Below are 25,234 nucleotides of genomic sequence, written 5' to 3' on the forward strand. Positions count from 1 at the left end.
CAGGAAGAGGACTAAACAGTTAGTATTACTTTCCCTGTACTTTTTCTACTTTCGACCCATTCATGTGCTTTCCCTGCATTTTGAAGTGGAAAAGATTTCGTAGCCTTAATTTGTAAACGTCCGTCACGCAAATAACGGAAAACTTCATTTGCAGTTTCTTGGAGCAGTTCAGGACGCTTTTTTCGTGTGGTTCCAAAGCTAAAACCGAGTATAGAGCGGCAACTTGCATGTAAATCTTTCGTTTGAAAGTTACCAATTTCACCGCTAGCATTACCGAAATGAACGAGGCGACCGTAATAAGCAAGGCAGTTTAAACTTCTTTCAGAAACCGTTCCAGAAATAGAGTCTAAAATTACATCAACCCCTTCACCATTTGTCAGTTCATTGACTTTCTCTACAAAATCTTCAGCTTGATGACAAATAACATAATCAGCTCCAGCATCTAAAGCAATTTCTTTTTTTGCTTCACTTCCGACAATGCCTATAACTGTTCCAGCCTCTAATAGTTTAGCAAGTTGAATAGCAGTAGTGCCAATTCCGCCAGCAGCCGCATGAATGAGTACAGATTCACCTTGTTGAAGCCTTGCAACATTAGCGAGTAAATTATAGCTTGTAAAAGATACAATTGGACAAGCAGCTGCAGTTTGAAAATCGACTTCATGAGGTAAAGAAAAAGTAAGATTTTCGTTTGCGACAACGTATTCTGCGTAAGATCCATTTTGAGGAAAAGCGATGACTCGCTGTCCAGGATAAATATTTTTCACATGAGAACCGACTCGTTCTACAACACCAGCGACATCTATCCCTGGTATAAAAGGTAGTGCTTTATTTCCTTTTTTACCATAACGGGATTTAATATCGGCGAAATTTACACTAGTAGCAACAACGCGAATTAAAACTTGGTCTTCTGAAATAGTCGGCACATCCACATCTGTATATTTCATCACTTTAGGACCACCGAACGACGTTACAACGATAGCTTTCATCATATATCCTCCTAAATTTGACTATATAAATCATTTTAAATGTTCATTAGAAATTGGAAAATTATATAATAGTTATGTTTGATTATAAGTGAAGCTTATGAACTCAATGAATCATAATATTAATTTATATAAAAAAACTTTTAAAAAATCGAACGAAATATGAATTACCTGCCAATATATAGTGTAAGACAAAGGAGGGCTGGAATATGAAGGGTGAAATAGATTACGCACATTTAATTCAATTAACTTTATCAGGCAATAAAGAAGCGTATAGCGAATTGTATGATGTAACGATTCAAGAAGTATATAAAACAGCACATTTTTTAATTGAAGATAAAACGGATGTAGATGATGTCGTTCAAGAAGTATACATACAGCTATATGAATCGCTTCGTAAATATGATAGGGAGAAGCCATTTCGTCCTTGGCTAATTGGGCTTGCGATTAAACAAATTCATTCTTATAGAAGAAAGAGGTGGATGCGACTACGAATTATAAAAAAAGCAGAAGAGCAAAGAAAGCCAGTGCAAATTGATTTTTCTAACGATGTTGTAAGTAAAATATCAAACCAAAAACTAATCGAACTCATTCATAAATTACCGTATAAATTGAAACAAGTTATTATCTTAAGATACTTACATGATTATTCACAAGAAGAAGTAGCACAAATATTACATATTCCAATTGGTACAGTGAAATCTAGAATTCATGCGGCATTAAAGAAACTACGTCAAAAAGAGCAAGTAGAAGAAATTTTTTTAGGAGAGGTAGGGAATGTGAAATGAGTTTAGATTGTAGAGTTAGAGAATCTATACGAGAAGAAGCGAAGGGAATTGTTGCCCCGCCGGAGTTAAAAGAAAAAATAATTGTTCAAATCAAAATGAATCGCGGGGGAAGTAAGGTGAAGAGACGCCTAATCGCCGGAGTGCTTGCAGCAGCACTTTTAATCCCTACGACCGGTTTTGCATATCAATCTATTATGGCGGATGGTATATACGGTTCTTTTGAGAATTTAAAAAAACATGCTGGAGCGATGACATTAGAGGCGTACATGCGTTTTAGTGCAAAATTATTAGAAGCGAAAGATGAAATGGGTGCGAAGGAATATGAAGAGTTTACAAAAGAATTAAAAAAATTAACAGATGCAAAGCTTGCGTACGGAGATTCAAACGGTAATATTGATTACGATCAATTATCATCAGCTAAAAAAGAAGAAATGAAAAGAATAGAGATGGAGCTTCAGCCGTATTTTGATAAATTAAATGGCCATAAATCTAGTAAAGAAGTATTAACTCCTGAAGAGTATGAACAATATATGGAAGCATTAATGTCATATCAAACCGTATTAGTAAAAACGAAATCGAGTGGGGGGATAACAGTAGAAGAAGTACCTGAAGCGTACAAAGAAAGGTTTATTAAAGCGGAGCAGTTTATGGAGTATGTAAATGAAAAGGTGAGATAAGTAAAAAAGCTCAAAGCTTTAGCTTCGAGCTTTTTTTATTGAAAGAAAATAAAGCATTCAATTATATTTTTTCATCGCTGCATGATCCTTTTGTATAAAACAATCTAAAAGGGAATAACCAGCTATTAAACTAATAATCGTAACAAAAGTTGTATTTATTAGAATAATATTAACTAAATAAGGTAGGTATTCTGCAAGTGGTGAAAAGAGTAGTGCTGGGGAAAAGGAAATGAATAGTATAGGCACTGTAATAGCAATAAATTTATCCGGTTGAAAGCTCCAGTTTTGTTTACTCGTTTCGCGATTAATAGATTGAAGGAATCGTAATAAAATGCCAACTATAAGAGGGAAGAGTGTAAAGTAGAATAATCTTGGATAAACGTTAAAGTTCACTTGCGTGTCTGTATCTAAATAAAATTGAATTTTTACTCCTACAAATAATAATAAGACGATAAATAATGTGAAGCAGAGGTATAGCATTACTTTTTGCATTATATTCCACCATCCTTTACTCAAAATATATTCAAAAAAAGAAGAGATATACAATAACTACTGTTGTATATCTCTTCTTTTACTGTTAGTTAATAGTGGAGTTTGCTTTTTCTTGCTTCGTGAAATAATCAATAATGCCCATTGCGCTAATTTCTATATCTAAATGTAAAATATTATAAACGGAATGATCAGCTGGAACGTTTAACGTTGTAAGATGAGAAGAGATTTTATCCATTAACACAGTTTGTAAAGCTTTAGTTGCTTCATCGAAATCATTATACTGTTCAAAGACTTCCTTACCAGTCTGAATGAAAATAGGTAACCAATGTTCCAATTGATTGTATACTTCTGTAACATGAGAGGATGCGCCGTAATGACCGAAATAAATAGTATCTACATTCATGCTTTGAATGTGATTTTTAGAAGCAATCATCGCATCTGGTTGGAATTGTGAAGGGGACGTTGATGGTAGATATAACTCTACATCAACGTCTGCGAGTTCTCTATAATAAATTCCAATTGTATCGCCAGTAAAAATCCCGTTTGTTAATGAATCGTGAATGCTAATATGGTGCTTCGCATGTCCTGGTGTATCGTAAAATGTAAGGGTGCGGTCTTTTGCAATTTTTAACGTATCACCATGTTGTACAATATGAACACGTTCTTCTCCAATTGGAAGAATTGGATCAAAGAGTTTATCGAAATCTTCTTTGTAAACAGCTTTTGCACCTAAAATAAGTTTTGTTGGATCAATCATATGACGAGCACCACGAGAATGCACATATAACGTAGCATTTGGGCATTTTTCCATCATTAAACCAGCTGCGCCAGCGTGATCTAAATGCACATGTGTAACGATAATGTTTTTAACATCGTTTAAATCAATAGGTAATTGTTGTAAGCCGTCTAAAATATACGGAAGAGAAGGGGCTGCACAAGTTTCAATTAAAGTAATATCGTCACCTAATAAAACGTACGTACCTGTTCGTTCATTATGCTGTAAATCGAAACCATCAATAAGATATAGGTGAGAAGATAATTGCTCTACTTTTTTCATATTTACCACTCCTTATATACTGCATGTTTCTATTATACGCTAAAATAGAAAAAAGGCAGAAAACGAAAGCTCGTCTTCTGCCTTTTTGTAATATTATTATTTCGTTTGTTGTTTATTAATAGACATAATGAACAGTCCAACAATCCCGCCTACTAATGGAAGCATAATCTCTCCTGCTAAATTAAAGTAGGAGCTTAAGAATAAACCATTTACATCGATTACCCAGCCAGTAACATACAATAACATCATATATAGTACGAAATAAAACTCGCGATTTGAAATCGTTTCATGTTGTGCAGTTTTCATAATGGACACCATCCTTTTCTTTTATAATGGAATATAAACTGTCACATTTTGTTCACATTTCAATTGTAAAACTTTCCAAAATAAAAGTCTAGTATTTTTTGTCGAATTTTCGAACAAAAATAAAGCGCTATCATTTCAGCGTGTAAGTACGTAATAAGAGCTGTATATTCACGAATGTAGTATAGTATAAACATAGAATGATAGTGAAGAGAGGGGCAAAGACAATGACAGTTTATGATTTTTCAGCTAAAACAATTACAGGTGAAGAAAAGTCGTTAAGAGATTATGAAGGAAAAGCACTTCTTATTGTAAATGTAGCTAGTAAATGTGGTTTCACACCTCAATATAAAGGATTACAAGAGGTGTATGATAAATATAAGGACCAAGGACTAGAAATACTCGGTTTCCCTTGTAACCAATTTGGAGGACAAGAGCCAGGTACAGAAGCAGATATTACTAGTTTTTGTGAGTTAAACTACGGTGTAAACTTCCCGATGTTTGCAAAGGTTGATGTGAAAGGTGATAAGGCTCATCCTTTATATACCTACATGACAGAACAAGCACCAGGTTTACTCGGTATGAAAGCAGTGAAATGGAATTTTACGAAGTTTCTAATTGGAAAAGACGGGAAAGTAGTAGGGCGTTTTGCGCCGCAGACGAAGCCGGTAGATTTAGAGGTTGAGATTGAGAAGGTACTTGGAGAATAATTAGGAGTTTCACTTTATTAAAAAACGTCTCAAAGAACAATGTAGTTCTTTGAGACGTTTTCTTTAAACTCACATTTTCAAGATTAAATAACTGTATCAAAGTCATCTGATTTAGGTAGAGAAGCTGCTTTTTTCATAAGCACTTCCCATAAGTGTACAGATTTCTTCCATTCTTCTGCAGTCTGCCTCTGTTTATACATAGCGTTCTCATAACTGGCAGTAAGTTGTTGCATATCGGCCGAGTTGTAAAGTGTATCGATATGGAGAGCGTATTCTCGGAATGTTTGACTTTCACTCCGTGGTATGCCAATTCTCGCAAATTGTTTTAAAAGTGCACCGTAAGCTTTTTGATAAACAGCATCATTTTTTCGGTATTTATAGAAATGAATAATAAGAAATGTCCTCCATATCATTCTAGTGGTGAAGAGAATGTATCCCATAATACTAATTAGTATCGTAGAGAGGAATACGTACCACCAAGAAAAACTAGTTTGAGAATTTGTAACCTTTTTAGTAGAAGCTTCTTCTGTATTTTCTATTAAACTTTTAAGTTTTGCTTCATTATTTCGTTGTTGTATTTGCGTGTTATTAGAATTATTTGCTTCGCTATTTTGTGAAATAGGAGCAGGCGTATTATTTATAAAATTATAGGGATTAGTAAATCCTTTTGTTGGTTCGAATGGAATCCATCCGTATCCTGGGAAATATACTTCGACCCAAGAGTGTGCGTTATCGTTCGTGATTGTATAAACATCCTCACCTTCTGCAGAGGCAAGTGTATTGTTAAGAGTTCCTTCTGTATAGCCTTTTACCCAGCGAGCAGGAATCCCGGCAGAACGAAGTAGTACAATCATAGACGTCGAAAAATTATTACAGTAGCCGCTTTTTGTATCGAAAAGGAATTGATCTACATAATCTTGGCTTTTGGCAGGGAATAAGACATTTGTTGATTCGTATGTAAAAGAGTTGTCTGTAAAGTAATTTTCAATAGCTAATACTTTATCATATCGGTTGTCTTTATCATTTGTAAGATTGACAGCCAAGTCTTTTACGCGCTGTGGTAATGACTTGGGAAGTTGTGTGTACTTTGTCATAAAATAAGGATTTGTTTCTTGACCTTCATTTGTTTTTACAGCTTTCAAGTTTTCTATGGAAAACTCAGGGATCTCATATGTTACTTTATACGAATGTAAAGTAGTAGAAGAGTCTCCATTCATTGTATAAATTTTTTCTGAAAACGGGTCAACACTGTATGATACATCAGAAGCAGCCTCAACTGATACTAATCCTGCTGGATAGGTAAGGTGAGGGTAACTTTTTTGCATGGTAATTGTTGCCTCAGTCGTTTTCGTTTTTGTATTTTGTTCGTACCAGCTTACGACGTCGTTTTTATTTTTAAAAGAAATCTTTTTCGGATTTTCAGAAATTTCCCAGCCTTTTCCTGTATAAAAATCTTTTGTTTCTACTCTCCAATATTGTTTGTTTTGCGTTCGTGCTGTGAAAACAATTGTAGGATACGTCTTAAAAGGACCGCCTAATCGCGAGTCATCTAAACCATACCCAATTGTAGAAACTTTTTGTTCTTTACTTGCTTCAGATGTGTTGAATTTTAAAAAATCCATTGTGTTTGGCCATTGAGGGCCAAATTTTGGAGCAAAGTATGCAATGGTTGCTAATAATACGATAAATATTGTAAGTGGTCTAAGTAATTTTGAGATTTCTCTAGCATAATTTTGTAAGTGTTCACGTTCTTTTATTCGTTCTACTTGAAGAAGACTAAGCATAAAAAAGCCGATGACAACAGTACGAATAATAGCGTAGTTTGCATTGTATAAATGTAAGTTATGAAAAGTTGCGATATAAATAATAGTCAATACAAGGAATAGAAACCCACGTTTTTTATGAATAATCCAAAATGAAGTGAAAGAACTCAAAAACCAAAATGAGAGAAAAAATAAAACCGTCGGAAAAACTGGAGAAATATCTAGTAAATTCCCTTGGAAAAACAGGGAGGAATTTCGAAACATATCAGAAAAGAATGTTGTTAGCCAAGATGGATTTATAAAAGCATTTTTATAATATAGGGAATGAATGATAAATAAGACTGTGACAATTTTTATAGGAATCTGCCACCTCGTTTGAAAAAAAGAGAGAGCGAAGCAAATTCCTATAAATGTTACGAAAATATCTAATCTACCTACATTTGTAATACCTATAAGAGGTCTTAGCCATTCTAGTAAAAGAAGAAATACACATGCATGCATGAAGAATCTGTTCGTATCCCACTTGTATTTTGCTTGTAATATCATCATTTGCTCACCTCAAAAAACACGTTTGTATACCGGTTTTCATAAACCGTGTTTACAAATATTTGTCGTTTTTTTAGAGTTTCTAGTATACTGAGTTCTCGGTGTGAAAGTTGATTCGCTTTTTCTTTCACGACAAAAACCATACATTTTCTATTTCTTATAGCAGCACAATCAGCCGCCTTTTGAATATCGGGAGAAAGATTACTGGTCACGAGTATAACCGTGACGGGTTCATAAATTTTTCTTAGTTCCATGTCTACACTCTGGGAGAGCGGAAATACACTGTCTGCTTGTACTTTTGCTAAATGACAAAGGATTTGTTGTAACTGCGTATCTCCATTGTCTAAAGGGAAAATGGTTTGTTCTTTTCCGATAGACACGAATGATGCTGGTGAATTTTGTTTCAAGACAGCCCTTACGATAGAGGCAGTAAATGTGACGACTGATTCGAATAGAGGAGACTCGGTTCTGTCTATGAATATCATAATATTATGGCTGCGCTGTTGTTCAAACTCTTTTGTCATAATATTGTTTGTTCGTGCAGTTGCTTTCCAATCGATCCATGAAAAGCGATCGCCAGGTTTATAGTCTCTGACACCGACCGAGATTGTAGAGTCTTTTGCTGAATTTATATTTGCTGAAAGCGCTCCTTGTTCGAAATGATTTTCCAATTGTCGATACGCTATATCTACATACTGGGGATAGACTAAAAATGTATCTGGAACTAAAAAAGTTACTTCTTTCTCCATCATGCCGAATAAATCGCCAGTTTTGACACGAACGCTTGAAAAAGTGTGCTCGCCTCTAGGGATTGTGTCAATAACATATTGAAACGAAATATTTCGTTTCAATCCTGGGAAGAGTACTACCTTATTCATCTTTATTTGTTTACAACTTATAAATTGTGGTGGCAGTGCATCTTCTATAACTAAATAAAGTAAGGGAAAAGGAAATTTTCTTTTTATTGTAATCGTGCTTACAAATTGTTCTCCTACTACATATCCATTTTGGTTTGTTATTCGCTTTACTTCAGCGTCCCGTAAAGCGTAGAAGGGGAGTAGTAGCGAATAAAGAGCAATGGGAATTATGCTGTAAAATAAAAACCAACTTACAAACCCTCCTTGAAACATAGCGTACACAAATGTTAAGACTAGGCATAAAGGGAGTAGCAATAACTTCATAACGTGATATAGCGCTCGCAGCATTCGTTTCATCAAGGGTTCATCGTCCTTTGAGTAGGCACGGTAGTTCGTGCAACGATTTTTGCGATAACTTGTTTGCCAGTTATTCCTTCAAATTTTGCTTCCATTTTTAGAATGAGTCTATGTGCTAAAACGTAAGGGGCTAAAAGTTTAACATCGTCTGAAATAACATAATTCCTGCCATGGATAAATGCATAAGCTTGTGAAGCTTTCATTAAAGCAATCGAACCACGTGGACTTGCACCTAACTGTATAGAACTGTACGTACGAGTCTGATTAACAAGCTTTACAATGTAATGCTTAATTGCTTTGTCCATACTTACTACCCGTACGCTTTGTTGTAAATAAAGTAATTCTTGTATTGTAGTAATGGTCTGTAATTGAGAGAGTGGATTTGTTTTTTCCATCCGGTTTAAAATTTCAAATTCTTCCTCTGGTGTAGGATATCCCATTTTTAGTTTCAATAAGAAACGATCGAGCTGAGCTTCTGGTAGAGAATATGTTCCTTCATATTCGACCGGATTTTGTGTAGCCATGACAAAGAACGGCTTTGGTAAAGGTCTTGTAATACCATCTATTGTAATATTGCCTTCTTCCATACATTCAAGTAAAGCAGATTGTGTCTTTGGAGATGTACGATTAATTTCATCAGCAAGTACAAAATTCCCCATAATTGGTCCAGGCTTGAACTCAAATTGGAGCTCTTTCGGATTATAAATAGAAACTCCTGTTACATCTGACGGCAGTAAATCAGGTGTAAATTGAATTCGCTTATAATCAGCATCAATGGATTTAGAAAGAGCACGTACTAGCATTGTTTTCCCGACACCAGGAACATCTTCTAATAGCACATGACCTTCAGCTAAGAGAGCTGTCAAAGCTAAGATTGTTTCTTTTCGTTTTCCGACCATTATTTTTTCAATATTATTGATTATTTTTTCTACAGTGGGATGTAATGAATCAAGCTGGGGCATCGTAATCCTCCTAATGTTATTATCGTTTTCTAATCCATTTAGTTGACATATTTCTAATTCTATATATAGATAGTAAAACTTCCACCTTTAATTCTGAGAATATTCAGATTATTTATTTTGATTATATCTAGTATAATTGTTTCCGTAACTAAGGGCAATACAGTAAATAATGATTTGTAGTTTTATGTAAAATGAGACTTGATATTAAAAATGACATTGAAGAAAAAATTCCTTACATACAATTTATATTCTTTTCTTTATGGCATTTTTGAAATAATATCAAAATTCTTTTTCTTTTGCAAAATAGTCGATACCTCAAAATACTATTCTCCTAATAATCACGATTAACCATAACCTTCACAACGGAACAAAAGGTTTTCTCACAAACTTATTTTCTACTGAATTTTTGACAATCTCTTGAACTGTGCGAAATGTCACATCTGTATTTTACAACCTCTCTTATAGTAAGGGTATGTAAGAGAGACGTATTAAAGGAGTGAACAGTATGAAGAAAAAAACTTCAGCACTAATGAGACGTTTAAAATATTTTTCACCAATAGATCGTTATAACGATAATCATACACAAGAAACATATGAAGATCGTGAATGGGAAAATGTGTACAGAAAGCGTTGGCAGCATGATAAAGTAATTCGTTCTACACACGGCGTGAACTGTACTGGTTCATGTAGCTGGAATATATATGTGAAAGATGGAATTGTGACGTGGGAAGGGCAGGAGCTTAACTATCCAACGACAGGTCCTGATATGCCAGATTTTGAACCGCGAGGATGCCCACGTGGAGCAAGTTTTTCTTGGTACATTTATAGTCCACTTCGTGTGAAATATCCGTATGTACGTGGTGTTCTTTGGAGTATGTGGCAAGAGGAACTACAAAATAACGAGTCACCATTAGATGCTTGGAAAAGCATTGTGGAAAACCCTGAAAAAGCACGAAAGTATAAGCAGGCACGTGGTAAAGGAGGATTCATTCGTGCGAATTGGGATGAAGTGTTACAACTCGTTTCAGCTTCATTACTGTATACAGTAATGAAATACGGTCCAGACCGAAATGTTGGTTTCTCACCAATTCCAGCTATGTCGATGTTAAGTCATGCAGCTGGTAGTCGCTTTATGCAACTTATGGGTGGACCGATGCTTAGTTTTTATGATTGGTACGCAGATTTACCACCAGCTTCTCCGCAAATTTGGGGTGATCAAACAGATGTACCAGAAAGTAGTGACTGGTATAACTCTGGTTACATTATGACATGGGGTTCAAATGTACCGATGACGAGAACACCAGATGCACACTTTTTAGCGGAGGTTCGATATAAAGGAACGAAGGTAGTTTCAGTAAGTCCTGATTTCGCTGAGTCAACAAAGTTTGCGGATGATTGGATTAGTGTGAAACAAGGTACAGATGGTGCACTTGCGATGGCAATGGGGCATGTGATCTTACAAGAATTTTACGTAGATAATCAAGTGGAATATTTCACAAAGTATGCGAAGCAATATACTGATTTTCCTTTCTTTGTCACATTGAAACAAAAAGGAGATCAATTCGTTGCTGATCGTTTCTTAAACGCTGCTGATATTGGACGCGAAACGAAGTTAGGAGAATGGAAACCTGTTCTTTGGAACGAGAACACGAATGATTTTGCAACACCTCAAGGCACAATGGGCTCACGTTGGGATAACGAAAAGAAATGGAACTTGCGTTTAGAAGATGAAGAAACAGGTGAAAAGATTGATCCACGTCTTTCTTTACTTGGAATGGAAGAAACGATTGGAACGGTACAAATTCCGTACTTCTCTGATGATGGAAACAAAGTATTAGAACGTACAATTCCAGTGAAAAAGGTTATGACAGAAGAAGGCGAAGTGTTCGTTACAACTGTATACGACTTAACGTTAGCAAATTACGGGGTGAACCGAGGGTTTGGCGGACAAGAGCCGAAAGACTTCAATGATGATGTACCGTTTACACCTGCATGGCAAGAGAAAATGACAGGAGTGAAACGAGAACTAATTATTCAAATCGCTCGTGAGTTCGCACAAAATGCCGCTGATACAAATGGTCGCTCGATGATTATTGTTGGAGCTGGTATTAACCATTGGTTTAACTCTGATACGATTTATCGCGCAGTTTTAAATCTTGTTCTTCTCGTTGGGGCACAAGGTGTAAACGGCGGGGGGTGGGCGCATTATGTTGGTCAAGAAAAATTACGACCTGCAGAAGGATGGCAAACAATCGCGATGGCGAAAGATTGGCAAGGGCCACCGAAATTACAAAACGGTACATCTTTCTTCTATTTCGTAACAGATCAATGGCGCTATGAAGATACACCAGTTGGACATTTAGCATCACCAGTGGAAGGGAACTCCCGTTATCAACATCACGGTGATTACAACGTATTAGCGGCACGACTTGGCTGGTTACCTTCGTATCCGACATTCGAGAAAAATGGAATTGAATTATATAAAGAAGCTGCTGCTGGTGCAACAACGCAAGAAGAAATCGGAAAATACGTTGCGCAAAAACTGAAAGAAAAAGCACTGAAATTCGCAATTGAAGATCCTGATAATAAAAACAACTTCCCGCGCAACTTATTCGTATGGCGTGCGAATTTAATTTCGAGTTCTGGTAAAGGACATGAATATTTCTTAAAACATTTATTAGGTACAACAAACGGGTTAATGAATGACGACAGTGATTCATTACGACCAGAAGAAATTAAGTGGCATGAAGAAGCGCCAGAAGGGAAGCTTGATTTACTCATTAATTTAGATTTCCGTATGGCTGGAACAGCGCTTTATTCTGATATCGTCTTACCTGCTTCAACTTGGTACGAAAAACATGATTTAAGTAGTACAGATATGCATCCATTTGTGCATCCATTTAATCCAGCAATCGGTTCACCGTGGGAAGCACGCTCTGACTGGGATATTTTCACTTCACTTTCTAAAGCTGTGTCAGATTTAGCGAAGAAAATAGATCTTGAGCCAATGAAAGAAGTTGTTGCAACACCACTTCTTCATGATACACCGCAAGAATTAGCGCAACCACTTGGCAAGATTAAAGATTGGAGTAAAGGTGAATGTGAACCAATCCCGGGTAAAACGATGCCACAAATTCATGTTGTTGAAAGGGATTATAAAACGATTTATGACAAAATGACAGCACTTGGACCAAATGCCGGAAAACAACCGATTGGTACGAAAGGGATCTCTTGGTCAGCAGAAAAAGAGTATGAGCAATTAAAGAGCAAATTAGGAGTTGTTCGAACGGATACTATTGCGAAAGGTTGCCCAGACATAAAAGAAGCAATCAATGCTGCTGAAGCGGTATTAACGCTTTCTTCTACAACAAACGGTCATATGGCTGTAAAGGCATGGGAAGCACTTGAAAAACAAACAAATTTAAAACTACGTGATTTAGCAGAAGAACGTGAAGAAGAGTGCTTCACATTTGAACAAATTACAGCGCAGCCAAAAACAGTAATTACTTCTCCGGCTTTTACAGGTTCAGAAAAAGGTGGACGTCGTTACTCACCGTTTACAACAAATGTGGAACGTCTCATCCCTTGGAGAACAATCACTGGACGACAATCTTTCTATTTAGATCATGACATGATGAAAGAATTTGGTGAAACGATGGCAACATTTAAACCAATTCTGCAACATAAACCGTTCCGTAAGTCACGCCCTGAAGTAGAAGGGAAAGAGATTACACTAAACTATTTAACACCGCATAATAAGTGGTCGATTCATAGTATGTATTTCGATTCATTACCGATGTTAACGCTGTTTAGAGGTGGTCCAACTGTTTGGATGAATAAAGAGAACGCTGCAGAAGCTGGCGTTGCTGATAATGATTGGATCGAGTGCTTTAACCGTAACGGTGTTGTCGTAGCGCGTGCTGTTGTAACGCACCGTATACCGAGGGGAATGGCATTTATGCACCATGCGCAAGATCGCCACATTAACGTGCCTGGTACGAAATTAACAAGCACCCGTGGGGGAACGCATAATAGTCCAACCCGTATTCATGTTAAACCAACACATATGATTGGTGGATATGGCCAATTAAGCTATGGATTTAACTATTATGGTCCGACTGGGAACCAGCGTGATTTAAATGTTGTAATCCGTAAACTGAAGGAGGTAGATTGGCTTGAAGATTAAAGCGCAAGTCGGAATGGTAATGAACCTAGATAAATGCATCGGCTGTCATACTTGTAGCGTAACGTGCAAAAACACCTGGACAAATCGTCCAGGTGCGGAATATATGTACTTCAATAACGTAGAAACGAAGCCCGGAATTGGTTATCCGAAACAATGGGAAGATCAGGAGAAATATAAAGGCGGCTGGGAATTGAAAAATGGTGAAATTCAGCTGAAATCTGGTTCGAAAATGAAACGTCTTATGAACATTTTCCACAATCCAGATCAACCAACAATTGATGATTACTTTGAACCTTGGAATTATGATTATGAAACATTAACAAATAGCCCGCAGCGTAAGCATCAACCAGTTACTCGTCCGAAATCAGCAATTACAGGCGAATTTATCGACAAAATTGAATGGGGTCCGAACTGGGAAGATGATTTAGCTGGTGGACATATAACAGGATTACAAGATCCGAACGTAAAGAAAATGGAAGAAGAAATTAAAACAGATTTTGAAAACGTCTTTATGATGTATTTACCACGCATATGTGAACATTGTATGAATCCGTCTTGCGTATCATCTTGTCCATCTGGTGCGATGTATAAACGTGAAGAAGACGGCATTGTTCTTGTAGATCAAAATGCATGTCGTGCTTGGAGGTTCTGCGTATCATCTTGTCCATATAAAAAAGTGTATTTTAACTGGCAAACGAATAAAGCTGAAAAATGTACAATGTGTTTCCCACGTATTGAGGCTGGTATGCCAACAATTTGTTCAGAAACATGTGTGGGACGTATCAGGTATATTGGGGTAATGCTATATGACGCTGACAAAGTAAAAGAAGCAGCTTCTGTTGAAGACGAAAAAGATTTATATGAATCTCAGCTTACTGTTTTCCTAGATCCAAATGATCCTGAAGTAGCAGCTGAAGCGAAAAAACAAGGAATTCCTGAAGAATGGATTAAAGCGGCGCAACAATCGCCAATTTATAAAATGATTATCGATTGGAAAATTGCTCTGCCTCTTCATCCAGAGTACCGTACAATGCCAATGGTTTGGTATATCCCGCCGCTTAGCCCAATTATGAATATGGTGGAAGGAAAAGGTAGTAACTGGCAAGCAGAAGAGATTTTCCCTGCTATTGATAATATGCGTATTCCAATTCAATATTTAGCGAATTTACTCACTGCAGGGGATGAATCACATATTCGTCTTACATTGAAGAAAATGGCTGTTATGCGAACGCATATGAGAGCACTTCAAATTAATAAAGTACCAAATGAAGCTGTATTAAAAGAACTTGGCTTAACGAAACAGGATGTAGAAGATATGTATCGTCTTCTTGCTATCGCAAAATATAAAGATCGTTTTGTTATCCCGACATCTCACCGTGAACAAGTTGCAGATTTATATAACGAACAAGGAAGCTGTGGTTTATCATTTGCAGGTGGTCCAGGCTCTTGTATGACAATTTCTTAAATAATGGGGGCGGAAAAATATGAAACAAAGTTTACAAACTGCTTTTTCATGTTCTTCATTTCTTCTCTCCTACCCAGAAATCGGGTGGAGAGAAGCTTTAGCTGAATTACAAGAAGAGATGGAAGCGATTGAACAGGACGATGTTAAAGCTTCACTTACAGCATTTATAAAACAAGCGCTAAATAAAACGAACGATCAACTCATTGATGGTTACGTATATACATTTGATTTTGGTAAAAAGACGAATATGTATTTAACGTATATGAACACTGGTGAACAAAGAGAAAGAGGGATTGAATTACTAGAGTTAAAACAGCATTATAAAAAATCTGGTTTTGAAGTAACAGATAAAGAACTACCTGATTATTTACCACTCTTGCTTGAGTTCTTTGCAAATGCAAATGAGAGAGACAGTGGACCAATTATGAGCAAATACACGGAGAATATACAAGCGTTACACGCTCAATTAAAAGAAGCAGACAGTATGTATGAACCAATTCTTGCGGCTGTTCTACTCGCTATCGAAGCATGGGGTGTACAGGCAAATTAGAAAGGAGAGTTGTCAAAATGATGGATCAATTTCTATGGGTGTTGTTTCCCTATATCATTTTTGCAATCTTTATCGGTGGACATATTTTCAGATACAACTATGATCAATTTGGATGGACATCAAAATCTAGTGAACTATTAGAAAAGAAAATGCTCCGAATCGGAAGTCTATTATTCCACTTTGGGATTATGTTCGTAATTGGCGGTCATGTTATGGGGATATTAATTCCAGAAGCTGTATACCGTTCGATAGGTATTTCTGAGCATACGTATCACATAATGGCAATTAGTTTCGGGCTTCCGGCAGGTGTTGCTTCTATTATCGGTTTAATTATATTAACGTACCGCCGCGTAACTGTAAAACGTATCATTGCAACGAGCACAAAGGGAGATTATATTGCGCTTATTTTATTACTTATCGTAATGTTAGCAGGACTTTCTGCAACATTTTTAAATATCGATTCAAAAGGATTTGATTATCGTACAACAATTGGCCCTTGGTTCCGAAGTCTCTTTATTTTCCAACCGAAAGTTGAATATATGACGGAAGTACCAGTATGGTTTAAAATTCATATTCTTGCAGGGATGGGTTTATTCGCAGTGTGGCCATTTACAAGACTAGTACATGTATTTAGTGCCCCAATTAAATATGTAAGCCGTAGTTATGTAATTTACAGAAGACGTATTCCTAATGAGTTGAAAAAATAATACTGCTGTAAACGGATAGGAGCTAATGGTTAAAACGAAACGAGGTCTAATATGGAAGGCCTCGTTTTTGTTTACATAGGGAATAACCGTTAATAAGTAGTTTAAATTGAAAAAAGATTAGCATCTAAATAAGATGCTAATCAATACTACAAACAGAAGCAGAGCAATCTTCACAAGCAATTTCACATTTTAAAAATTGTAAATCGTGGATTGTAATCTTTCCTTTATGAATTGAAATTGTACCTTGCTTTTTTAATTCATTTAACATTCGATTTACGCTTTCACGTGAAGTTGCACAGAAATTAGCTAGTTCTTGATTCGTTAACGGTAAATCGATGAGAATACCATTTTCTTTTAATACACCGTAACTATTTGTCATTCGAATGAGAGTAGAATATAAGGCACCTTTTTTGCCGTGTAACACTAAATCTCGGAACTTCGTTTGCATTCTTCTTAAATGTTCACTAATCCATTTCATAAATTCAAATACAAGAGCGGGTTTTTGGAGTAATGCTTTTTCTAACGCTTCACGCTTTATTACACCTACTTCAACATCTTCAAGACATTTTGAGTTTAATAAATATTTTGCATTATCCGTGAACAACGTTAATTCTCCAATAATGTCATATTCCGAACAAATTCGAAGTGTTAATTCTTGTCCGTCAGCACTAAGTTTACTAATTTGTACTTTTCCTGAGTGGATAATATAGAGTTCGGTTGCCTCCATACCTTCTTGAAAAATAAAACTGCCTTTTTTTATCTGCATTTTATATTCAACAGATGCAAGTAATTCCTTTAAATCTTGAGATAATTTCATACTGTTTGTCACAGCAATCACCTTTCTTCTTATAAGCAATACATTTCCTATTTTGAGTGTAAATATGTTGAAAATGCAAGAGCTATTTTAAAAATATAGTAAAATTTCAATGACCGTAAGGAGGAGAGACTGAAGATGTGAACAAAATGCGAACAGATTTGTGAAGAATTTTTGAATGGGGAAAGTGATGTGAGAAAAGTCACATTGAATTTGCAACTTATTTTTTATAATAAAGGCAAATAAAAAATTGAAAGCTTACTAAGGATTGCAGCAGAAAAGAAGGGATATAGATGCACGAAAAAATGAAAGATTCATTAGAACGGCCACTTCAAGATTTACGTATTTCAGTTATTGATCGTTGTAATTTTAGGTGCACATACTGTATGCCTGCTGAAGTGTTCGGACCTGATTATGCTTTTTTGCAGGAAGAGTTTTTATTAACGTTCGATGAAATAGAAAGATTAGCAAGATTATTTATAAGTATGGGAGTCAATAAAATTAGGCTGACTGGCGGTGAACCGTTATTGCGTAAAGATTTACCTCAGTTAATCGCAAGGCTTACAAAACTAGAAGGCTTAAAAGACATTGGGCTCACAACAAACGGAATTCATTTAGCGAAACAAGCTAAGGCGTTAAAAGACGCGGGATTAAAGCGTGTAAATATTAGTTTAGATGCGATAGAGGATCACGTCTTCAAAAAAATTAACGGAAGAAATGTAAGTACAAAACCTGTACTGAAAGGAATAGCAGCAGCAAAGGCTGCTGGATTAGAGGTAAAGGTAAATATGGTCGTAAAAAAAGGAATGAATGATAGTCAAATTCTTCATATGGCTCGTTATTTTAAAGAAAAAGAAATTCAGCTCCGTTTCATTGAGTTTATGGATGTAGGCAGTACGAACGGATGGAATTTTGAACAAGTGATTACGAAGGAACAATTAATAGAGAAGATTAATCGCGTATATCCGGTTGAACCTGTTACACCTCGTTATTTTGGAGAAGTTGCGAAATTGTATCGATATGTAGGGAGCGATGCAGAAGTTGGATTTATTACTTCAGTATCAGAGTCATTTTGTTCTTCTTGTACGAGAGCTCGTATTTCGGCAGACGGTAAGTTTTTTACGTGTCTATTTGGAACGAAAGGAACGGATTTGCGAACGCTTCTTCGAGAAAATATTTCTGATGCATCACTATTAAAAATTTTACAACATACGTGGCGATATAGAACAGATCGATATTCAGATGAAAGAACGGCGGATAGTACAAATAAACGTCAAAAAGTTGAAATGTCTTACATTGGCGGATAGCGAGAGGAGGATTTCCTGTGCAAGAGCGATATTCAAGGCAAGTATTGTTTTCTAGAATAGGTGAAATGGGTCAAAGAAAAATAAGAGAAAAGCATGTACTTTTAATGGGTGCGGGTGCACTAGGAGCTGCGAATGCAGAAGCATTTGCTAGGATGGGAATTGGGAAATTGACAATTGCCGATCGTGACTACGTCGAATGGAGTAATTTACAGCGGCAACAGTTATATACAGAAGAAGATGCAAAGCAATGCAAACCAAAAGCAATTGCAGCAGCAGAACATGTAAGAAAGATTAATTCGGAAGTGGAAATTGTACCGGTTGTAACAGATGTCACAATGCGAGAAATAGAAGAGTTAACAAAAGAAGTGGATCTCATCATAGATGCGACTGACAATTTCGATACGCGCCTACTTATAAATGACATTTCACAAAAAGAAAATATACCTTGGATATACGGTGGATGCGTTGGAAGTTACGGTGTAACGTATACAATTCTCCCTGGGAAAACACCATGTTTTCGCTGTCTGATGGATCATCCTATGAGCGGTGCAACATGCGATACAGCTGGAATCATTCAGCCAGCTGTACAAATGGTCGTTGCTCACCAAATAACAGAGGCGATGAAAATATTAGTGGATGATTATGAGTCGTTAAGAGGGACGATGTTATCATTTGATATTTGGAACAATCAATATCTCTCATTAAAAGTAAATAGACAGAAAAAAAGTACATGTCCATCTTGTGGGAAATTACGAACGTATCCAAGTTTAACATTTGAAGCACAAATGAAAACGGAAGTGTTATGCGGACGGAATACAGTTCAAATCCGTTCAGGAATAAAGAGAAATCTTAATTTAACCGAAATTCAAAAACGATTACAAAAGAGTGTACATGTCAAAAAAACACCTTACTTACTATCATTTTTAATTGATGAATATCGTTTCGTTTTATTTATAGACGGTAGGGCATTTATTCATGGGACAAATGATGTGAAAATAGCAAAACGATTATACGCAACATATATAGGGTGAACAGAAAGTGAGCGTCACCTTATTGAAAAGAGGTGAAAAAAGAATGTTAGAAAAACGTATACCAATTCCAGTGGCAGAAGCAGTTGCGCGTGTAATGGAATATGCCTACCAAGGTGAAATAGAAAAGGTTTCTCTTATAGAAAGCTACGGTAGAACACTTGGAGAAGATGTTATTGCAGATCATGATGTTCCGCATTTTAATCGCTCTCCGTACGATGGGTTTGCGATTCGAGCGGAAGATACAAAAGAAGCGAGTAGTAGTAACCCCATTCAGTTTGAAGTAATTGGCGAAATTGGAGCAGGTTTTGTTTTTACAGAAGAAGTGAAAGAGTTTCAAGCTGTCCGTATTATGACAGGAGCAGCAATTCCGAAAGGGTGTAGTGCGGTTGTTATGTTGGAGCTAACGGAAGGGTTTGAAGAAAATGAAAAGACTTATATGAAATTGAAACGCTCCTTTACTGCTGGGGATAACATTTCTTTTAAAGGAGAAGATGTAAAACAAAATACCGTCCTTGTGAAAAAAGGTACTGTTATTAATCCTGGAGTAGCAGCACTTCTTGCTACGTTTGGTTATAGTTCTGTACACGTTATAAAACAGCCGGTTATTGGAATTGTAACGACAGGAAGCGAACTGCTTGAAGTACATGAACACTTAAAGCCAGGGAAGATTCGAAATAGTAACTCCTATATGATTGCTGCTCAAATTGAACGAGCTGGCGGAGTTGTACAGTATTATGGACAGTTCGCTGACGATATTGAGACGTGTTATAACACTGTAAAAAAAGCGATAAAAGAAGTCGATATTTTAATTACAACTGGTGGCGTTTCGGTAGGAGATTATGACTATTTACCTGCTATTTATGAGAGATTACAAGCAAATGTACTTTTTAGCAAAATAGCGATGCGACCAGGAAGTGTGACAACTGTAGCTGAGGTAGAAGGAAAACTACTATTTGGTTTATCTGGTAATCCTTCTGCTTGTTATGTCGGTTGTGAATTATTTGTTCGGCCAGTTATTCGAACATACTTGCATAGAAAAGATTCGCATGTATTTCGTGCAGAGGCGATTTTACAAAAAGACTTTCCAAAAGCAAACCCATTCACTCGTTTTGTAAGAGGAAAAGTGGAAATTGTAAATGGAAAATTGCAAGCGACACCAGTTGGTTTAGATAAATCTAGTGCAATTTCTTCACTTGCAGAGGCGAACGCATTTATTGTCCTGCCGGGAGGAACAAGGGGATTTGAAGCAGGAATAACTGTTTCGGTACTGTTATTAGAATCAAACGCTGGAAGTGAGTGGCCATGGGAAGAACCACTTCGGTCGTACAAATGATAGAAAAATAGATTGCTAACTTATATGAAGATAAGAGGTGCAAGATGACACATACGTATTATGAAGTGATTGATACACCTATTTCAATTGAGGAAGTTACAAACAAAGTAATTTGTCGTGAGTGCGGCGCAGTTACTACTTTCATTGGTACTGTTAGAGAATTTACGAAAGGCCGTCGTACGCTATATTTAGAGTATGTAGCATATAAAACAATGGCAGAAAAACAGCTTGAGAAAATTGGTACTGAAGTAGGAGAGAGGTGGCCTGGGACATTTGTCGCCATTACACATCGCATTGGTACATTACAAATTTGTGATCTTGCTGTTGTCGTCTCTGTTTCTACACCACACCGGAAAGCAGCCTATGAGGCGAACGAATATATTATGGAGCGTATAAAACAAATCGTTCCCATTTGGAAGAAAGAATTTTGGGAAGATGGTGAATCATGGATAGGTGATCAGTTAGAAAAGGTAGCATATGAGAATGATGAGCCTGGAAAGGGGATGAGAATATGATTGAAGTACTATTATTTGCACATTTACAAGAAGAAGTAAGTAAGTCAGCATTACACATAGATTGTGAAAATATTACGGTTGCTAAACTTAAGGAAGTGCTCATTAAGAAATACGACGTAGCGATTTCAAGTGAGATTATGGTTGCTATAAATGAAGAGTATGCAAATGAGGATGACATCATTCAAACTGGCGATGTTATAGCAATGATTCCGCCAGTGAGTGGTGGTTGATTCTTTTCAGCCTAATCATGTTAGGACGTGATTAGGCTGGAGGGAATGAATATAACTATGCATACATAGGAGGGAACAGGATGAAAAGTCCTAATTTTCAATTAAGTTTACAAACTTCTAATCTAGTTATCGGGTTTATGGTATGGGTCATTTTATCATCATTAATGCCTTATATTAAAGCGGATATTCCATTAACTGCGGGACAAATTTCTATGGTAACAGCAGTACCGGTTATATTAGGTTCTGTTCTTCGCATTCCAATTGGTTATTGGACAAATCGTTTCGGAGCAAGAAAATTATTCTTTATTAGTTTTATTCTATTATTATTTCCTGTCTTTTATATTAGTGTTGCCAATTCAATGATGGATTTAATTATTGGTGGTTTATTTGTCGGAATCGGTGGTGCTGTATTCTCTGTAGGCGTAACTTCTTTACCGAAATACTTTCCGAAAGAGAGTCACGGTTTTGTAAATGGTATATACGGTGTCGGTAACGCAGGAACAGCAATTACTTCGTTCTTAGCACCAGTTATCGCAACTTCAGTTGGCTGGAGAACGACAGTACAGTGTTATTTAGTTTTACTCGCAGCATTTGCACTTATGAACTTTTTATTAGGCGATCGTAAGGAGAAAAAGGTGAATACACCATTAATGGAACAAATAAAAGGTGTATATAAAAATGAAAAACTTTGGTTTTTATGTATCTTTTACTTTTTAACATTTGGATCTTTCGTCGCATTTACTGTATACTTACCAAACTTTTTAGTATCTCACTTCGGATTAGAAAAAGTGGATGCAGGTATGCGGACAGCAGGATTCATTGTACTTGCAACAATTATGCGGCCAATTGGCGGTTGGCTTGGTGATAAATTTAACCCATTTAAAATATTAATCTTCGTATTTATCGGTTTAACACTTTCAGGTATTATTTTATCATTCATGCCTAGTATGAACGTATATACTTTTGGTTGCTTACTAGTCGCATTTTGTGCAGGTATCGGTAATGGTACAATCTTCAAACTCGTTCCAATGTACTTCTCAGAACAAGCTGGTATTGTAAATGGACTCGTTTCAGCTTTAGGCGGACTAGGAGGGTTCTTCCCGCCGCTAATTTTAACATTATTATTCCAACTAACAGGTCATTATGCAATTGGATTTATGGCATTATCAGAAGTCGCACTTGCTTGTTTAATCATTACAGTGTGGATGTATAGTCAAGAAAAGCTGTTAGTGATGTTAAAGAATCATTAAAAAAGAAAAAGAGCCGTCCCGAAGTATTTTGGGATGGTTCTTTTAGTAATAGACTTCAACTTGTTTTTTTATTGATATCTTAACAAATGTTTGTTTTCTAAAATATTGTGGTTTTTAAATAAAAAACAGAAGGGTAATGGAATTTTATGTTAAAAAATAGATATCAGATGTTATTCAATTAAAGGGCAGGTTAGCTCAAGCACAAAGATTAAACTAATTTTTAGAAAGCAAATATATCGAGAATGAAAATAATAACTTTTGAATTAAACGATGACTATTGATCGCTAACGAATCGATAAATAGTCGCTCCTTTCTAAAAGCTATCTATTAATATGTATAAAAATATATCAATAGCTTGAAATGTTCCGAAATTCAAAAAACATATAAAGGTATCTATAACAAGAAAAAACTGCATATTTTTTAGGACCAGATTTTTGGGTAAGGCTAATGGAGATTGTGAAAAAGTACACTTAAAATAAAGAATACAGTTTAGGTTGATAAGATAAAATTATGAATTTGTATAAATAATTCATAATTTTCTTTGTGAGTCATATTTGATATGTTAAAGAAAAGAGAGCGTTTAATCCAACTAAAATATATGTAGAATGAGGTTTTAAATGTTTATTTTCATTATATTAGACGTAATAGTGCCAATATTAATATTGATGCTAATTGGTGCAATCTTACAAAGGAAGTTCCAATTTAACTTAAAGCAGCTATCTACACTTATTAATTATTGCTTGATGCCAGCGGCTGTATTTGTGAATATATATGATATTAGTATAGAAACAGGTTTGTTGCTCCAGATCATGTACTATTTAATGTTTTATAGTCTGAGTCTAATGCTAGTAAGTCATTTTATTTCAAAAACATTAAAGTTAGAAAAAGGAGAAAGTGCAGCTCTAAAAAATAGCATTTCGTTAATGAATTCCGGTAATTATGGATTACCAGTAAGTCAATTGATTTTCAGTCACAATCCAGTGGGGGTTTCCATTCAGATTTTCATTGTGATTTTCCAAAACCTTTTAACTTATTCATATGGGATTTATAACTTACTATCAGCAACAAAAACAATCGGAGGTATTATTCAATCATTTATAAGACTGCCTGTATTTCATGCGCTCGTACTAGGGATTCTCTTTCAATCGTTTACAATTCAAATACCTAATTCTATCTTTCTACCTCTTAATCAGCTTGCGAATAGTTTTGTTGCCATAGCACTCATATTGCTAGGAGCACAATTAGCCAACATTAAGCTTAATTTTTTCCATAGAGTCATAACATGGTCTTTAATTGGAAGGTTACTGATGGGGCCATTATTAGCACTTTCCATGATCTACCTCTTAAACATTGATGGAATTGTTGCACAATCATTATTTATTGCAAGTTCTTTTCCTACTTCAAGAAATACATCAACTATTGCTATGGAGTATCAAATAGAGCCTGAACTACATGCACAAATCGTTTTATTTTCAACACTTTTCAGCATTATTACAGTAACTGTCGTTATTTATTTGTCATATATTTTGTTTTGAATATACGTTTAAAACCGAATGGATTTGAGGCGGTAAATGATGGATGGAAATCCCATTGATATGAGAGGAAAACAGTCTATGATATATTGGGGGGCGTTTACAATTGTACCGTGTCTGATAATCAAGTGGCTTAATTCAAAAAAAGGAAACTCGTTACGGGTTATTTCGTATGAAAATCTTTAAAGCATCTGCATATAGACTTGCGAAAAAAGACATAATTTCGCTTATAATTGACGTTACGTGAGCTTAGTTTGATAGCGATGGGGTGGGAGTGTCAAGTAAGAATTTTTTCTTTATTGATTTTATGCGGTTTTTTCGCAAAATTGTAACTAAGGGGGGATTCCAAGTTGAGTAAACAGAATATCAGCACAACAGTTTCAGGAGATATAATTGTTACCCATCTAGTTGGAAATATAAAAACAGATGATGTGTATGAATGGTTTAATGGTTTTGAGCAGGTTTGTCAGCAATTCATTTCTGAAGGGCGGAAATACAAATTGTTGGTGGATAGAAAAGGATACACGCCAAATCATTTTTCTGTTCAAAAAGTATGGAAAGAGAAGTTCTTCAATGAAATCATTTTGAATAACAGTACGGCAATTGCATTTCTCCTTGAAGAGGGGGAGATAATGGATTATTTACAACAATCTAATACGAAAGAATCTGTGAGATTTTTTGATGATTATGAACAAGCGCTAATTTGGTTGAATGAATATCCAATATAAAACCTGTATTGAAGCAGTTGCCCTCAAGCAACTGCTTTTTTTGTCCGTAATTGTTGCCGTTATTTTTCTTCACAGATTCTTGTCCAATTGT

The 25,234-nt window shown here is 35.9% G+C and carries 23 protein-coding genes; 15 read left to right on the forward strand and 8 right to left on the reverse strand.

The features are described from left to right. Positions 1-11: 11 nt before the first annotated feature. Positions 12-986 (reverse strand): quinone oxidoreductase family protein, encoded by a 975-nt coding sequence (locus BAQ53_RS09985; protein WP_208906821.1) that lies wholly within the window; start codon positions 984-986, stop codon positions 12-14. 206 nt (positions 987-1,192) lie between these two features. Between BAQ53_RS09985 and BAQ53_RS09990 the strand changes: the two genes are divergently transcribed. Beyond that, positions 1,193-1,771, forward strand: coding sequence for a sigma-70 family RNA polymerase sigma factor (locus BAQ53_RS09990; RefSeq protein WP_000675553.1), 579 nt, complete (start codon positions 1,193-1,195; stop codon positions 1,769-1,771). Beyond that, positions 1,768-2,448, forward strand: a complete 681-nt coding sequence (locus BAQ53_RS09995; RefSeq protein WP_000050698.1) for a DUF3600 domain-containing protein — start codon at positions 1,768-1,770, stop codon at positions 2,446-2,448. Before BAQ53_RS09990 ends, BAQ53_RS09995 begins: the two co-directional genes overlap by 4 nt. Positions 2,449-2,505: 57 nt before the next feature. On the opposite strand, the gene BAQ53_RS10000 is transcribed toward BAQ53_RS09995, so the two are convergent. The 3 genes from BAQ53_RS10000 to BAQ53_RS10010 all read right to left on the reverse strand — a co-directional run bounded on the left by BAQ53_RS10000 (position 2,506) and on the right by BAQ53_RS10010 (position 4,303). Continuing rightward, positions 2,506-2,940, reverse strand: coding sequence for a hypothetical protein (locus tag BAQ53_RS10000; RefSeq protein ID WP_001174541.1), 435 nt, complete (start codon positions 2,938-2,940; stop codon positions 2,506-2,508). 85 nt (positions 2,941-3,025) lie between these two features. Further along, the gene (locus BAQ53_RS10005; protein ID WP_208906822.1) at positions 3,026-3,997 is read right to left on the reverse strand and encodes an MBL fold metallo-hydrolase; all 972 of its coding nucleotides are present in this window, start codon (positions 3,995-3,997) and stop codon (positions 3,026-3,028) included. Positions 3,998-4,093: 96 nt separating this feature from the next. After that, the gene (locus tag BAQ53_RS10010; RefSeq protein ID WP_000844984.1) at positions 4,094-4,303 is read right to left on the reverse strand and encodes a DUF3925 domain-containing protein; all 210 of its coding nucleotides are present in this window, start codon (positions 4,301-4,303) and stop codon (positions 4,094-4,096) included. A gap of 224 nt (positions 4,304-4,527) precedes the next feature. Here BAQ53_RS10010 and bsaA point away from each other — a divergent pair, with 224 nt between their 5' ends. Continuing rightward, positions 4,528-5,010, forward strand: coding sequence for a glutathione peroxidase (bsaA, locus tag BAQ53_RS10015; protein WP_000219442.1), 483 nt, complete (start codon positions 4,528-4,530; stop codon positions 5,008-5,010). An 83-nt stretch (positions 5,011-5,093) separates the two neighbouring features. Here bsaA and BAQ53_RS10020 read toward each other — a convergent pair whose 3' ends face one another. From BAQ53_RS10020 to BAQ53_RS10030, 3 genes are read right to left on the reverse strand one after another with little or no spacing between them, the layout of a single operon-like run. Beyond that, the gene (locus BAQ53_RS10020) at positions 5,094-7,322 is read right to left on the reverse strand and encodes a transglutaminase TgpA family protein (RefSeq protein WP_208906823.1); all 2,229 of its coding nucleotides are present in this window, start codon (positions 7,320-7,322) and stop codon (positions 5,094-5,096) included. After that, entirely contained in the window at positions 7,319-8,533 is a 1,215-nt protein-coding gene (locus BAQ53_RS10025) for a DUF58 domain-containing protein (protein ID WP_000827539.1), read from the reverse strand. Before BAQ53_RS10025 ends, BAQ53_RS10020 begins: the two co-directional genes overlap by 4 nt. Further along, a complete protein-coding gene (locus BAQ53_RS10030) occupies positions 8,533-9,495 on the reverse strand; it encodes an AAA family ATPase (protein ID WP_001135813.1) in 963 nt (320 codons plus the stop codon). Before BAQ53_RS10030 ends, BAQ53_RS10025 begins: the two co-directional genes overlap by 1 nt. A gap of 505 nt (positions 9,496-10,000) precedes the next feature. Between BAQ53_RS10030 and BAQ53_RS10035 the strand changes: the two genes are divergently transcribed. Genes BAQ53_RS10035 through narI form a run of 4 tightly spaced genes read left to right on the forward strand, consistent with a single transcriptional unit; the run spans position 10,001 to position 16,403 of the window. Continuing rightward, a complete protein-coding gene (locus BAQ53_RS10035) occupies positions 10,001-13,681 on the forward strand; it encodes a nitrate reductase subunit alpha (protein ID WP_208906824.1) in 3,681 nt (1,226 codons plus the stop codon). Beyond that, the gene (narH, locus tag BAQ53_RS10040) at positions 13,671-15,146 is read left to right on the forward strand and encodes a nitrate reductase subunit beta (protein ID WP_208906825.1); all 1,476 of its coding nucleotides are present in this window, start codon (positions 13,671-13,673) and stop codon (positions 15,144-15,146) included. The genes BAQ53_RS10035 and narH overlap by 11 nt, the downstream gene beginning before the upstream one ends. Before the next feature lie 19 nt (positions 15,147-15,165). After that, positions 15,166-15,696, forward strand: coding sequence for a nitrate reductase molybdenum cofactor assembly chaperone (gene narJ / locus BAQ53_RS10045; RefSeq protein ID WP_196478587.1), 531 nt, complete (start codon positions 15,166-15,168; stop codon positions 15,694-15,696). A gap of 17 nt (positions 15,697-15,713) precedes the next feature. Continuing rightward, positions 15,714-16,403 (forward strand): respiratory nitrate reductase subunit gamma, encoded by a 690-nt coding sequence (gene narI, locus BAQ53_RS10050; RefSeq protein ID WP_196478586.1) that lies wholly within the window; start codon positions 15,714-15,716, stop codon positions 16,401-16,403. A 136-nt stretch (positions 16,404-16,539) separates the two neighbouring features. On the opposite strand, the gene BAQ53_RS10055 is transcribed toward narI, so the two are convergent. Next, positions 16,540-17,232, reverse strand: coding sequence for a Crp/Fnr family transcriptional regulator (locus BAQ53_RS10055; RefSeq protein ID WP_000185188.1), 693 nt, complete (start codon positions 17,230-17,232; stop codon positions 16,540-16,542). A 278-nt stretch (positions 17,233-17,510) separates the two neighbouring features. Between BAQ53_RS10055 and moaA the strand changes: the two genes are divergently transcribed. From moaA to BAQ53_RS10095, 8 genes are all read left to right on the forward strand, one after another. Further along, on the forward strand, positions 17,511-18,524 hold the full coding sequence (gene moaA, locus BAQ53_RS10060; RefSeq protein ID WP_000544617.1) for a GTP 3',8-cyclase MoaA: 1,014 nt from the start codon (positions 17,511-17,513) through the stop codon (positions 18,522-18,524). A 17-nt stretch (positions 18,525-18,541) separates the two neighbouring features. Continuing rightward, on the forward strand, positions 18,542-19,555 hold the full coding sequence (locus BAQ53_RS10065) for a molybdopterin-synthase adenylyltransferase MoeB (protein WP_208906826.1): 1,014 nt from the start codon (positions 18,542-18,544) through the stop codon (positions 19,553-19,555). A 43-nt stretch (positions 19,556-19,598) separates the two neighbouring features. Next, complete coding sequence (locus BAQ53_RS10070; protein WP_208906827.1) at positions 19,599-20,888, forward strand: molybdopterin molybdotransferase MoeA; 1,290 nt, start codon at positions 19,599-19,601, stop codon at positions 20,886-20,888. A 44-nt stretch (positions 20,889-20,932) separates the two neighbouring features. Then, positions 20,933-21,403, forward strand: a complete 471-nt coding sequence (locus BAQ53_RS10075; RefSeq protein WP_000149953.1) for a molybdenum cofactor biosynthesis protein MoaE — start codon at positions 20,933-20,935, stop codon at positions 21,401-21,403. Continuing rightward, entirely contained in the window at positions 21,400-21,633 is a 234-nt protein-coding gene (moaD, locus tag BAQ53_RS10080; protein ID WP_000573686.1) for a molybdopterin converting factor subunit 1, read from the forward strand. The genes BAQ53_RS10075 and moaD overlap by 4 nt, the downstream gene beginning before the upstream one ends. 80 nt (positions 21,634-21,713) lie before the next feature. Beyond that, positions 21,714-22,883: a nitrate transporter NarK gene (narK, locus tag BAQ53_RS10085; RefSeq protein WP_000841864.1), complete on the forward strand. Its 1,170-nt coding sequence runs from the start codon at positions 21,714-21,716 to the stop codon at positions 22,881-22,883. 617 nt (positions 22,884-23,500) lie between these two features. After that, on the forward strand, positions 23,501-24,418 hold the full coding sequence (locus BAQ53_RS10090) for an AEC family transporter (protein WP_000469521.1): 918 nt from the start codon (positions 23,501-23,503) through the stop codon (positions 24,416-24,418). 347 nt (positions 24,419-24,765) lie between these two features. Beyond that, the gene (locus BAQ53_RS10095; protein WP_002181618.1) at positions 24,766-25,143 is read left to right on the forward strand and encodes a hypothetical protein; all 378 of its coding nucleotides are present in this window, start codon (positions 24,766-24,768) and stop codon (positions 25,141-25,143) included. Positions 25,144-25,234 lie beyond the last annotated feature (91 nt).

Origin of the sequence: Bacillus sp. B25(2016b), from assembly GCF_001679765.1 — a bacterium.
In the GTDB taxonomy this organism is placed as follows: Bacteria; Bacillota; Bacilli; order Bacillales; family Bacillaceae_G; genus Bacillus_A; species Bacillus_A thuringiensis_K.

Coding starts and splice junctions, on each gene's coding strand:
- BAQ53_RS09985 (WP_208906821.1), bottom strand. CDS start 986: ATGAAAGCTATCGTTGTAACGTCGTTCGGTGGTCCTAAAGTGATGAAA.
- BAQ53_RS09990 (WP_000675553.1), top strand. CDS start 1,193: ATGAAGGGTGAAATAGATTACGCACATTTAATTCAATTAACTTTATCA.
- BAQ53_RS09995 (WP_000050698.1), top strand. CDS start 1,768: ATGAGTTTAGATTGTAGAGTTAGAGAATCTATACGAGAAGAAGCGAAG.
- BAQ53_RS10000 (WP_001174541.1), bottom strand. CDS start 2,940: ATGCAAAAAGTAATGCTATACCTCTGCTTCACATTATTTATCGTCTTA.
- BAQ53_RS10005 (WP_208906822.1), bottom strand. CDS start 3,997: ATGAAAAAAGTAGAGCAATTATCTTCTCACCTATATCTTATTGATGGT.
- BAQ53_RS10010 (WP_000844984.1), bottom strand. CDS start 4,303: ATGAAAACTGCACAACATGAAACGATTTCAAATCGCGAGTTTTATTTC.
- bsaA (WP_000219442.1), top strand. CDS start 4,528: ATGACAGTTTATGATTTTTCAGCTAAAACAATTACAGGTGAAGAAAAG.
- BAQ53_RS10020 (WP_208906823.1), bottom strand. CDS start 7,322: ATGATGATATTACAAGCAAAATACAAGTGGGATACGAACAGATTCTTC.
- BAQ53_RS10025 (WP_000827539.1), bottom strand. CDS start 8,533: ATGAAACGAATGCTGCGAGCGCTATATCACGTTATGAAGTTATTGCTA.
- BAQ53_RS10030 (WP_001135813.1), bottom strand. CDS start 9,495: ATGCCCCAGCTTGATTCATTACATCCCACTGTAGAAAAAATAATCAAT.
- BAQ53_RS10035 (WP_208906824.1), top strand. CDS start 10,001: ATGAAGAAAAAAACTTCAGCACTAATGAGACGTTTAAAATATTTTTCA.
- narJ (WP_196478587.1), top strand. CDS start 15,166: ATGAAACAAAGTTTACAAACTGCTTTTTCATGTTCTTCATTTCTTCTC.
- narI (WP_196478586.1), top strand. CDS start 15,714: ATGATGGATCAATTTCTATGGGTGTTGTTTCCCTATATCATTTTTGCA.
- moaA (WP_000544617.1), top strand. CDS start 17,511: ATGCACGAAAAAATGAAAGATTCATTAGAACGGCCACTTCAAGATTTA.
- BAQ53_RS10070 (WP_208906827.1), top strand. CDS start 19,599: ATGTTAGAAAAACGTATACCAATTCCAGTGGCAGAAGCAGTTGCGCGT.
- BAQ53_RS10075 (WP_000149953.1), top strand. CDS start 20,933: ATGACACATACGTATTATGAAGTGATTGATACACCTATTTCAATTGAG.
- moaD (WP_000573686.1), top strand. CDS start 21,400: ATGATTGAAGTACTATTATTTGCACATTTACAAGAAGAAGTAAGTAAG.
- narK (WP_000841864.1), top strand. CDS start 21,714: ATGAAAAGTCCTAATTTTCAATTAAGTTTACAAACTTCTAATCTAGTT.
- BAQ53_RS10090 (WP_000469521.1), top strand. CDS start 23,501: ATGTTTATTTTCATTATATTAGACGTAATAGTGCCAATATTAATATTG.